Consider the following 10,903-nt stretch of genomic DNA (forward strand, 5'->3'; position numbering starts at 1 on the left):
AGAGAGTGGAGGACAGGTATATGGATTGTACAGAGGAACTTTTACTGGCTGAAGAGGGAGCTCCGAGCCGTGAGGCGCGTGAGCGGCACAGCGGCATGCGAAGCGTTCAGAACCTGGAGTCAATCATCAATGAGGGCCTTCGTGTCGCCCTGCAGGAGGAGACCCCGGATCAGTCGCTGGAGGTGCTGCTGGAGCATTTGGGAAAGGCGCTGAACGGGGAGCGGACCTATATCTTTGAGCAGAACGGGTCCGGCGGCGATGACAACACCTATGAGTGGGTGGCGGACGGAGTGGAGCCCGAGCGGGAGAACCTTCAAAATGTCCCGCCGGAGGTGTGTGCCAGCTGGTATCGGAATTTCAGTGTTGGCGGACATATTGTCATTGAGAATGTGGAGGATATTCGGGAGACGGAGCCGCTTCAGTATGAGAATCTGATGCGGCAGGGCATCCATTCCCTTGTGGTGGTCCCCCTGTACAACGGAAAACAGATCATCGGCTTTTACGGCGTGGACAATCCCCCTGTGAAGTCGCTGGAATACGCCTCGAATATGCTTCAAACGGCGGCATACTTTATTGTGTCCTCCCTGAAGCGGCGCAATCTGTTCCGGGAGCTGCAAAAGCGGAGCTACCTGGAGGGGAGACGGAGCCTGGAGGACATTCTGGAGGGCGCCAGAACCGGCATCTGGACCATTGAGCTGGAGGAGGGCTGCCAGCCCAGGATGTACGCGGACCGGACCATGCGGATTCTGCTGGGCGTGCCGGACAGCATCGGGCCGGAGGACTGCTACCGGCACTGGTTTGAGCGCATTGAGCCGGACTATGTGAAGATGGTTCAGGAGGCAGTGCAGGAAATTCTGAAGGCCGGACGGGGCGAGGTAATCTACCCCTGGGACCATCCGGAGCTGGGCAAGATCTACGTCCGCTACGGCGGTGTGCCCGACAGAACGTTCAAAAAGCCGGGGGCCTGTCTGAACGGATATCACCAGGACATCACCGAGACCATGGTGACGAGAAAAAAACAGGAGCAGTCCATTATGGAGCTCCTGGAGCGGGTGCGGCGGGCGAACTCGGCCAAAAACGAGTTTCTTTCCCACATGTCCCACGACCTTCGCACGCCCATCAACGGAATCCTGGGGATGCTGACCATTCTGGAAAAGAGCCAGGATGACCCGGAGCGGCAGCGGGACTGCCAGAGAAAAATCCGGGTGTCAACGGAGCACCTTCTGTCTTTGGTGAACGACGTTCTTCTGGTCAGCAAGCTGGAGAGCGGGCGGCCGGCGGCGGTGGAGGAGCCCTTTGACCTCCATAATACGCTGGAGGACTGTGCCGCGATTTTGTCTCCCACGGCGGATGAGCGGGCAATCTGCCTGAAGCTGGAGTACGCGGGCCTGCGCCATCGGAGGATGATTGGAAACGCGCTGTATCTGAAGCAGATCCTGATGAATGTCATGGACAACGCCATCAAATACAACCGTCTCCGCGGCTCCGTCTTTGTTCAGGCGGAGGAGACCGCGTTTCAGGATGGGACTGCAACCTGCCGGTTTACCATCGAGGACACCGGAATCGGCATTGGAGAGGACTTCAAGGCGCATATTTTCGAGCCCTTCGCCCAGGAGCATCAGGGGGCGAGGACCGACTATAACGGCGCTGGTCTTGGCATGTCCATTGTAAAGAAGCTGGTGGACCAGATGCGGGGAACGGTCACGGTGGACAGCCAGGTGGGCAGGGGCAGCGTGGTCCAAATCACTCTGCCCATCCGGGTGGACGAGGCGTGGGGCAGCCGGCCCGTGGATGAAGAGGGGGAAGTGCCGGGCGACGTTGCCGGAATGCGGGTCCTTCTGGTGGAGGACAACGAGCTCAACTGCGAAATTGTGGAGTACATCCTCGGGGAGGCAGGGGCGGAGGTTGTGACCGCAAATGACGGAAGGGCCGCCGTGGATGCCTTCACGGCATCCGCTCCGGGGACGTTTGACTGTATCCTGATGGACCTGATGATGCCGGTTATGAGCGGATATGAGGCGGCTCGGGTGATCCGTGGTTTGGACCGGGCGGACGCGAAAACTGTGCCTATCATCGCGCTGTCGGCCAACACATTTGAAGAGGATATCGCACTGGCGAAGGATGCCGGGATGGACGCGCATTTGGCAAAGCCTGTGGATATTCACGGAATGTTCCGGGTTATGAGCCGGCTGAGAGGCCGTCAGATCTGGAAGCCATATGACAGGCGGGAGCCGGATGCCTAGAAATACTGGAGGCTGTGGAGATGGAAAAAGTATGAAAAACAAGGCGCTGCCGCGTTCGTTAAGAATCGGTATCGTGGTAATGATTTGTCTCACAATATTCGTGTTTTCCTTCCTTGGAATTTCCATCCATAATATGAGCGAAAACACGATTGAGGAGATTGGAACCGCCTATATGGCCGGAATGAACGAGCAGGTGTCGCTGCACTTTGAGACGATCATCGAGCTCCGCCTGACCATGGCGGAATCCATCGCGCGTATTGCGGCGGGAGATGGAGATTCCGGTTACGGAGCAGAGGAGGAGATTGAATACGGCGCGAGGGCAAGGCATTTTCTGTGCGCCGCTCTGTATTCTCCCGACGGCAGAATTGAGATGATTTACGGTGACCCTGTGAAGCTCAACCACCCTGAGGCCTTTTTAGAGAGCCTGCGGAGCGGGGAGCGCAAAGCGGCCTCCGCCGTCAGCAGCGGAGGCGACGGTGTCATATTGTTCGGCGTTCCCTGTGAATATCCCATGTCCGACGGCAGTGGAAGCCTTGCCATCGTGGTGGGACTGTCCACAAAATATATGGGTGAGGTTCTGTTCCTGGATTCGGATGAGTCGCTGAGCTATTCCTTTGTGATCCGGAAGGACGGCAGCTATGTGGTGGGGAACGAGGGTGGCGGCCACCAAAACTATTTTGACAGGCTCACCGACATCTTTGACGGGCAGGATGTGGAGACGGATACCTGTATTGAACAGCTGAAGGCCGCCATGGACGCCGACAGGGATTATTCCACTATTGTGAAAAACGGCGGATCACGCCGCCATATATACTGCACCAGCCTTCCCTACTGCGATTGGTATCTGGTGACGGTCCTCCCCTTTGAGGGACTGGACAGTGCCATTGCGGGCATGGGAGACCGCTGGCTTGCCATGGTCTACGCTGCCTCCTTCGCGGTGATCGCCATGCTCCTATACATATTTTTCCAGTGCCTGAAGCTGTTTAAGAACCAAGTATCTGAGCTAAGGCGCATGAACACGGAGACGGACTCGGCCCGGAGGGCCGCAGAGCAGGCGCGGAAGGAGGCGGAGCAGGCCAACGCGGCAAAGCAGGAATTTTTGTCCAGCATGAGCCACGATATCCGCACCCCCATGAACGCCATCATCGGGATGACCTCTCTGGCCCTGGATAATACGAATAACCCGGAGCAGGTGCAGAACTACCTGAGCAAGATTGCCTTGTCCAGCAAGCACCTGCTTGGACTGATTAACGACGTACTGGATATATCCAAGATTGAGAGCGGAAAGATGACGCTGAATGTGGAGCCGGTGTCGCTGAGGGAGACGATGGACAGCCTTGTGAACATCATGCAGCCCCAGGTCGCGGCAAAAAACCAGCAGTTCAACGCGGTTGTCCGGGAGATCATCTCGGAAAACGTGTACTGTGACGGCGTGCGGCTGAATCAGGTTTTGATTAACCTTCTGGGGAACGCCGTCAAATTCACCCCGGAGAAGGGCTCTGTTCAGATAACCGTGTATCAGGAGGCGCTGCCGGAGGATGCCGCCCGGGTCCGCACCCATTTCCTGGTGAGCGACACGGGCATCGGCATGTCGAAGGAGTATCAGAAGGTGATATTTGAGTCCTTCAGCCGGGAGGACAACACCCGGGTCCGGAAAACGGAGGGGTCCGGGCTGGGCATGGCGATTACCAAGTGCATTGTGGACACCATGGACGGAACCATCTCTGTCCGCAGTGAACAGGGTCAGGGCAGTGAGTTCCATGTTGTGCTTGATCTGAAGCGGGCGGCCGCGCCTGCGGTGTCGAAGGCGGCAGGTGGGACCGAAAGAGCGGGCGATGTGGTACTGAAAGGAAAACGTGTCTTGCTGGCGGAGGACAACGAGCTTAACTGGGAGGTGGCGAGAGAGCTGCTTTCTATCCTTGAGCTGGAATTGGACTGGGCAGAAAACGGGGAAATCTGTGTGGAAAAGTTTAAAAAATCCCCGACCGGATACTATGACACGATCATCATGGATGTACGGATGCCGGTTATGGACGGCTACGAGGCCACTGCGGCTATTCGAGGCCTGGAGCGGGCGGACGCGGACATTCCGATTATTGCCATGACGGCTGACGCCTTCTCAGAGGACATTCAGAGGTGCCTGGAGTGCGGTATGAATGATCACCTGGCAAAGCCCATTGATATTCAGACGGTCGCCTGTAAGCTGAAGAAATATCTGAATTAGGAGACATCCGGCTGGAGGGATATGCCGCCTGTGGACGGTTCAGGTGGAATGAATGTGTCAGCTGCGGAGGACAAGCGAAATGAAGGAAAAGATAATCCGCCTTTTGAAGCAGGAGACCGTGCTGTGCGCGGCGTCAGGCCTTGCGATTGTCTCCGCGCTTCTTGTACACCCGGACAGGGAGTATATCGGCTATGTGGATTTCCGTACGCTGGCGATCCTGTTCTGTCTGATGAGCGTCATGGCCGGCCTGCAAAAGAGCGGCGTGTTCCAGTCTGTTGCCCAGGCTCTTTTGAGCAGGGTGAGCCAGGTCTGGCAGCTGGTGCTGATTCTGGTCCTGCTCTGCTTTTTCTCCAGTATGCTGGTGACAAACGATGTGGCCCTCATTACCTTCGTCCCCTTTACGCTCGTTGTTCTGAACATGCTTGGGCCGGAGGCCAAACGGCAGCTGGCCGTCCCAGTTGTGGTTTTGCAGACCGTCGCCGCAAATCTGGGCAGTATGCTGACCCCCATAGGGAACCCGCAGAACCTGTATCTGTACGGAAAGGCGGGCCTGTCCTTAAAAGCCTTCATCCTGCTGATGCTGCCCTATGCGTCGGCGGCGCTTCTGGCTATCCTTGTCTGGTGCCTTCTCCAGTCCAGAGCCTATCGCGGAGCGATTCAAATCTCCTTTCCTGAGAGGGTGGAGCTCTTTGGAGGCGGAGGCCGCCTGGCTGTCTATGGGGTGCTTTTTGGGCTTGACCTGCTGACGGTGGCCAGGGTGATTCCCTGCGGCGTGTCCCTTGGGGTGACTGTCGCCGCTCTGCTGCTGGTGGACAGAGACATTTTCCTCCGTGTGGACTACAGCCTGCTGTTAACCTTTGTGGGATTCTTTGTTTTTATCGGCAATATCGGAAGGCTTCCGGTCTTTTCACAGATGCTGCAGCGGGTTGTGTCGGGCAACGAGATCCTGGCTGGTGTTGCCGCGAGCCAGATCATCAGTAATGTTCCGGCGGCGCTTCTGCTGTCCGGGTTTACGGAGAATCTGCCTGCCCTGGTGATTGGCGTGAATCTAGGCGGTCTTGGGACGCTGATCGCCTCCATGGCCAGCCTGATCTCCTACAAGCTCATTGTGCGGGAGGATGGCGGGATGAAGGGGGCCTACTTCCGATACTTTACGGCGGCAAATGTCAGCTTTTTGATTATCCTTCTGGCGTTTGCGCTGTTTTTAGGAGCTAAGGCCTGAAAATCAGTGAATAGATAAAGAAAAATCCCGGAAATCATGGATTTCCGGGATTTTTGAGCGTATTGAGCTGAAAATCAGCACTTGCTGAACTGTGAAGTGCCCCCAAAAAGTTAGACAAAAATAAGGCGGTAAAATTGTTCAAGCAGCTGAAAGGGCTTGTTGTCTGTGAAGAGCAGGCGGCAAGCCCTTTAGCTTTGCCTTGATGCGGCGATTATTGTAGTAATCCAGATAGGCAATCAAATGAGAAATATTTTCAAAAAAATCACCATTAAAAATCCTTGTATCTGTTGTAGCACAAGACTTTACTATTTTGACGAACGGCTAAACTTCATCATTTGATTTTTGCTTGACTGCCGCTAATCTCCATGTTAGTATTGAGAAAAAATCTTTGTTTGATTTTTTAACTTCAAGGGGGTATAGACATGGCAAAGCAAAGATTAAAGCCAAAACTGACACGGGAAGAAATGAACAACCAGTATCTTAATTCCATCTTTGAGGAATTTATAGCAGAAAAGAAAGCATTAGGCAGAGAGCCAGACACACTAAAGGCGTATCAAGTGACGTTCAATGAATTTTATAAATACTTCGGAGAGCGTGCAGAGGAAACAGGCGATATTGTAGCGTCAATGTTCATTGAATGGACAAACAGTATGAAAGATAGAGGCTTGCGTCCTGCTACAATCAATCATCACTTAATGGGTATGCGTACTTTCATGTATTGGTGCATGGACGAGGAAAGACAATACATAGACCGCTTTAAGATTAGGCTTGTTAGGGTACAAGATGAAATGCCGAAAGACTACACGTTAGAAGAAGTCAAAGCATTACTTAAAAGCCTGATAGCAAGGAAAAGAAAATTTCCGTCTGGCGTAGCTGGGCCGTTAGTTGCTTTGTAGTTGGCACAGGGGCGAGGCTGGGAACACTTGTTGACATTAGGATGAAAGACCTTGATTTTCAAAACGGAAAAGTCTTTTATCAGCACACGAAAAACAAGAAGTTACAAACCGCAAATATGCCGCCTAAACTTATGAGAGCATTAAGGGACTACATAGCTATATGGAGGGCTGACGCAGGGGAAGAAGATTATTTATTCTGTAATGCCAGCGGAGACAAGATAGCAAAGCAAGCCTTAACACAGGGCTTTAGAGAGTACACGAAAAGCAGAGGCGTGAGCAAGACCACACTTCACGGATTGCGGCACACGTTCGCCAGAGAATGGTTTTTGAATGGCGGGGACGTGGTACAGCTTTCTAAAGTGCTGGGACATTCCACCCTTGCCATGAGTGAGCATTACATGAACATTTACGCAGACACAGCCAGAGACAGGTTTATTGAGTTCAACCCATTGGAGAACATAGCAAGGACTACAACAAAGAAAACGCTAAGACCGAAAGGCGATTGAATACGGCACAGGGGGGCGGCAAAGAAAGCCGCTCCCCCTCTTTTTGTCCACCGCCGCCGCTGAGCGGCTTCTAAGGGCCTCTTGCGTGTCTGGTAATGCTGGGACATGGGCGAGACCCTAACGGGCCTCTATGGGCCTCCTGTGGCCTTGTAGCTGCTGAGGGCCGCAGCTCCCGCCGAGTGCTTCAAATCGAGAGGGCCAGCGGCTCCCGCTCCCGCTCGCTGGGGCCGACTGCGCCGCCGTTGGCGGCTTGTCGGCCCTGCTCCCGCTCCACCAGCCGTTGAGCAAGGCAAGTAAAGAGGGCGGCGGCTCCCTTCGGTCGCCGCCGCCTATGGCCTGTCAGTCTCCCGCTTGCAGTTCTGCAAGGGCTTTTGCTATCTCGTCAGCGAAAGAGGTAGTCTCTTTTTTGTTGGGAAGGATTGCGGGATAATACTTTTCACAATACATTCTTTTGATTTTCAAAGGGGCGTATTTAGGTATTTCTTTAATATCGCCTAACATTTCTTCTATTTGTTCAGCGGTATATAAAGGCTCGTCAAGCTCTACCATTCTTTCGCCTTGCTTCTGCCGCTTCTTTTTCTTCTGCAATTCCTCCCGCCGCTTCTGCTTCATTTCAGCGGTAAAAGGGATTTTTTCAGCGTCCAACTGTTGCAAATAAGTCAGGGCTTCCGCTCCCTTTTTCTTTCCAAGGCTTAAAGCGTGTTCAATCAGTGCTTTATTGTCCAACTCCCGAAAGGTCATTTCTTGCCAGTGCTTGCGGGATTCGTTCTTTTTTGCCATGTTCGCCGCCTCCTTGCAGTAATATGGGTATAGTGTAAAGATTTGTTATTGAATTGTCAAGAGGAAAGGCGGTTAGTGTGTAAACACTAACCGCCCTAAAATTTAATTTACGCTAACTAATTTTACATCTATCATAGAATTTGCAGTCTTTCTACCTGATATTGTTATATTGTCTCCATTTTTTAATTCTGTTCCATCAATAGTAATTGTGTCAATAGATTGACCAGGTACATGATTAACAGAGATAGCATCTGACAATGAAATAATCATTGTTTCAACAGTTGCATCAGGTTCTGTAAGTCCGAAGTACCAGGCATCTTCTTTCCCATCTTGAGAAACTATACTTCCATCTATTTCTTTTAATGTCAAATATCTAAAGGTTAATTTCCCAGTGATTTCATATATATCTTTTGCTACATAAGCATTTATCAATTCACACCCACCATAAGAAATGTACCAACTCGAATTATCCTCATATCCAACTTTTCCCAATTCGCCAACAACAGCGATTTCTTGGTCTTTCACTAAGTTAATAATATCGTCTTTAGGTAAATACACTACTATAGTATTTCCATAATAGCTTAATACTATATAATCACTTTCTATTTCATCAACATATCCATTAAAGCAGTATATTTTTCCTGTTAATTCTTCCTCTGCTTTAATTTTGTTGGCTGAAATAATTTCATACAGTTCTTTTAAGTCACTGTTTTCTGCCTGCTCTAACATTTCCTCTTTTGTCATGCCGCCGCTGGGCGTGTCTGTGCTTGTTGTGTCCCCGTTGCCGCCGCTGGGCGTGTTGTTGTCCCCTGTTCCACCGCCGCCGCCACAGGCCACCAGAGAGAGGGCCAGAGCCGCCACCAGCATGAGCGCAAGTAGTTTTTTCATTGTGTCAACCTCCGTCTAATTTTGTTGTTGTGCAGTGCAAAAATGCCGCATGGAAATAGTAACACAGAAAATGACCACTGTCAACGTCGTTACGACGTTATTAACAAGTTTATTCCATGCTTCACAGCCTCTAAACTATTGGCGAGGTGATGAACATGAAAGAAGAATACAGAGAACAATACAGAAAGTTCGGCTTGAATGTGGTGTACTATAGAAAGGGGTTGAGAATAACACAACTGCAATTAGCTGAATTATTGGATATACAAAGAAGTCATATAAGCGCAATAGAGTTAGGTAATGTTGGCGTATCGTTTGACTTGATATTCAAAATGTGCGAGGTATTCAATATAAAGCCAAAGGAGCTATTTGACTTTAGAGATTAGCGCAGTGTCTAAATAAGTATACCTTTATAGACACGTTAAAAAGCCACAAAACAGCCCTGATTTTGTGTCTGTAAAAGTTCAAAAATAATTTATAGATGTCTGTAATTTTTGTTTGACTTTTACAGACGCTTATGTTATACTCTTATTATCACAAGAGAACAAAAGGAGAGTGTAACACATGGAAAGCCGTACCTATGGATATGCAAGAGTAAGCACTAAGGAGCAAAACCTTGACAGACAGATGATAGTATTACAAGCACAGGGAATTGACGAGCGGAACATAGTGATAGACAAGGAGAGCGGAAAAGACCTTGACAGAAAAGGCTATCAATCTTTGAAAAATACCATGTTACGCCGGGGCGATACTCTGATAGTCAAATCTCTGGACAGGTTGAGCCGTAATAAGTGTGATATTAAGAAAGAGCTTGAGTATTTCAAAGAAAACGGTATCAGGCTAAAGGTGATAGACCTGCCTACAACAATGATTGACTTTGCAGACGGTCAAGAATGGGTGCTTGAAATGGTAAACAATATCTTGATTGAAGTGCTGGGGACTATTGCAGAGCAAGAGAGGGCCAGCATTAAGCAGAGACAGGCCGAGGGCATAGCCGCCGCAAAAGCAAAGGGCGTGGAGTTGGGGAGGCCGAAAGCGCAGAAGCCGGATAACTGGGAGGAAATTATAGGACAGTGGAAAGCCGGGGAAATCACCGCCCGGAAAGCTATGGAGCTAACAGGGACTACCCGTTGCACTTTTTACAAGCTGGCAAAGGAATAAGGGCAGAAACTCCGGGCCGCCGAAAATCGGCGGCCCGTTCGCCATGTTATAGCAAGGTCAATGTTTCTGCCGCTGGGTATAAACGAAAACGGCAGACACGCAATAGGTTCTTTTGATAACTGCGCGCGAGGCGCTGAAAGCGCCGAGCGCTCCTATAGTTATAAAGCGGCGGCGCTGAAAGCGCCGCCGCTTTATAACAAAATCTTGCTTTAGAATAGTCACAAAAGAGACACAAGAGCGATTAGGGGTTGTTCAGTCCTCCATCAAAAAATCCCTAATAATAATAGGAAAGCACTTCTCCGATTGATAGTATAACACAAAAATTTTTTCGGCGCAATTAAAGCGATTAAATGAGGGAAAAGACTACACAAGAATGATTAAGGGTTGTTCACGTACTTATCAAAAATTTCTTATATATTTATATATTATATCTCTATTCAATAGTATAACACAAAAATTTTTTTAGTGCAATTAGAGCGATTAAGTGAGGTAAAAAACTACACAAGAGCAATTAGGGGTTGTTCAATAACAACAAAGGCAACCATCACCGCCGCCGCCGTAAACGTCCGCTTCCGCAGTGATTTTGTGTCGGTCGGGAAATCCGCCGAGAAAAGTCAGCACAAGAGCAAGCAAGGGTATTTTCCCAAAACCATCCCCCCGGCCTCTGGCGGTTCCCTATGGGCTGGGGCAGTAGTCACAGGGGAAAGTACACCAGAGCGCAAAGGCGAGGCTTTAAGCCTCATTTATGCGTTCTTATTTTTTGTAATTCGGCCTATCCTTGCTAATCATAAATGCAGAAAATGGGTTCAAAAACTGGCACAGGAAACGCTTGAAAAATGACAGTAAATACAAGACTTTTACAGAGTGACAATATGGTATCTAAGAGAATTATAGAGGCTACATTATAGCGACAGTTTGCTGTAAAAAAATTTTTATGATATAATATAAGAAATTAAGAAGAAAGGAGTCCTGCAAACAAAAGTCAA

10 protein-coding genes and 1 pseudogene are annotated in these 10,903 nt (G+C 50.2%); 8 read left to right on the top strand and 3 right to left on the bottom strand.

What is annotated here, in order from left to right:
• The first annotated feature begins 20 nt into the window (after positions 1-20).
• From D1641_RS04360 to D1641_RS04370, 3 genes are all read left to right on the top strand, one after another.
• The gene (locus tag D1641_RS04360; protein WP_160663173.1) at positions 21-2,243 is read left to right on the top strand and encodes an ATP-binding protein; all 2,223 of its coding nucleotides are present in this window, start codon (positions 21-23) and stop codon (positions 2,241-2,243) included.
• A 133-nt stretch (positions 2,244-2,376) separates the two neighbouring features.
• Positions 2,377-4,467 carry an ATP-binding protein gene (locus tag D1641_RS04365; protein ID WP_243149255.1) on the top strand — a complete coding sequence of 697 codons (2,091 nt, stop codon included), beginning with the start codon at positions 2,377-2,379 and terminating at the stop codon, positions 4,465-4,467.
• A gap of 79 nt (positions 4,468-4,546) precedes the next feature.
• Positions 4,547-5,689 (top strand): SLC13 family permease, encoded by a 1,143-nt coding sequence (locus D1641_RS04370; RefSeq protein WP_160663175.1) that lies wholly within the window; start codon positions 4,547-4,549, stop codon positions 5,687-5,689.
• Between the two features lie 138 nt (positions 5,690-5,827).
• On the opposite strand, the pseudogene D1641_RS04375 reads toward D1641_RS04370, so the two are convergent.
• Positions 5,828-5,920 (bottom strand): annotated as a pseudogene (locus tag D1641_RS04375) (IS3 family transposase); the annotation flags it as partial.
• A gap of 191 nt (positions 5,921-6,111) precedes the next feature.
• Between D1641_RS04375 and D1641_RS04380 the strand changes: the two are divergent.
• Together D1641_RS04380 and D1641_RS04385 are read left to right on the top strand one after the other, a co-directional pair.
• Positions 6,112-6,585 (top strand): site-specific integrase, encoded by a 474-nt coding sequence (locus D1641_RS04380; RefSeq protein WP_160663176.1) that lies wholly within the window; start codon positions 6,112-6,114, stop codon positions 6,583-6,585.
• A gap of 17 nt (positions 6,586-6,602) precedes the next feature.
• Positions 6,603-7,091: a site-specific integrase gene (locus D1641_RS04385; protein WP_201757241.1), complete on the top strand. Its 489-nt coding sequence runs from the start codon at positions 6,603-6,605 to the stop codon at positions 7,089-7,091.
• Positions 7,092-7,430: 339 nt separating this feature from the next.
• Here the strand turns inward: D1641_RS04385 and D1641_RS04390 are convergent, their stop codons facing one another.
• Together D1641_RS04390 and D1641_RS04395 are read right to left on the bottom strand one after the other, a co-directional pair.
• Positions 7,431-7,871, bottom strand: a complete 441-nt coding sequence (locus D1641_RS04390; protein ID WP_160663177.1) for a hypothetical protein — start codon at positions 7,869-7,871, stop codon at positions 7,431-7,433.
• A gap of 102 nt (positions 7,872-7,973) precedes the next feature.
• Positions 7,974-8,759, bottom strand: a complete 786-nt coding sequence (locus D1641_RS04395; protein WP_160663178.1) for a hypothetical protein — start codon at positions 8,757-8,759, stop codon at positions 7,974-7,976.
• A 155-nt stretch (positions 8,760-8,914) separates the two neighbouring features.
• Here D1641_RS04395 and D1641_RS04400 point away from each other — a divergent pair, with 155 nt between their 5' ends.
• The 3 genes from D1641_RS04400 (at position 8,915) to D1641_RS04410 (ending at position 10,757) form a co-directional block, all read left to right on the top strand.
• Positions 8,915-9,142 (top strand): helix-turn-helix transcriptional regulator, encoded by a 228-nt coding sequence (locus tag D1641_RS04400; RefSeq protein WP_160663179.1) that lies wholly within the window; start codon positions 8,915-8,917, stop codon positions 9,140-9,142.
• A gap of 178 nt (positions 9,143-9,320) precedes the next feature.
• Complete coding sequence (locus tag D1641_RS04405; RefSeq protein WP_160663180.1) at positions 9,321-9,917, top strand: recombinase family protein; 597 nt, start codon at positions 9,321-9,323, stop codon at positions 9,915-9,917.
• 465 nt (positions 9,918-10,382) lie between these two features.
• Positions 10,383-10,757, top strand: coding sequence for a hypothetical protein (locus tag D1641_RS04410; RefSeq protein WP_160663181.1), 375 nt, complete (start codon positions 10,383-10,385; stop codon positions 10,755-10,757).
• Positions 10,758-10,903: the final 146 nt, after the last annotated feature.

This window comes from Colidextribacter sp. OB.20, from assembly GCF_009911595.1.
Lineage (GTDB): Bacteria > Bacillota > Clostridia > Oscillospirales > Oscillospiraceae > Lawsonibacter.

What these genes read in the sequence shown, in the direction of transcription:
- D1641_RS04360 (WP_160663173.1), top strand. Translation starts at nt 21, where the DNA reads ATGGATTGTACAGAGGAACTTTTACTGGCTGAAGAGGGAGCTCCGAGC.
- D1641_RS04365 (WP_243149255.1), top strand. Translation starts at nt 2,377, where the DNA reads ATGAGCGAAAACACGATTGAGGAGATTGGAACCGCCTATATGGCCGGA.
- D1641_RS04395 (WP_160663178.1), bottom strand. Translation starts at nt 8,759, where the DNA reads ATGAAAAAACTACTTGCGCTCATGCTGGTGGCGGCTCTGGCCCTCTCT.
- D1641_RS04400 (WP_160663179.1), top strand. Translation starts at nt 8,915, where the DNA reads ATGAAAGAAGAATACAGAGAACAATACAGAAAGTTCGGCTTGAATGTG.
- D1641_RS04405 (WP_160663180.1), top strand. Translation starts at nt 9,321, where the DNA reads ATGGAAAGCCGTACCTATGGATATGCAAGAGTAAGCACTAAGGAGCAA.
- D1641_RS04390 (WP_160663177.1), bottom strand. Translation starts at nt 7,871, where the DNA reads ATGGCAAAAAAGAACGAATCCCGCAAGCACTGGCAAGAAATGACCTTT.
- D1641_RS04370 (WP_160663175.1), top strand. Translation starts at nt 4,547, where the DNA reads ATGAAGGAAAAGATAATCCGCCTTTTGAAGCAGGAGACCGTGCTGTGC.
- D1641_RS04380 (WP_160663176.1), top strand. Translation starts at nt 6,112, where the DNA reads ATGGCAAAGCAAAGATTAAAGCCAAAACTGACACGGGAAGAAATGAAC.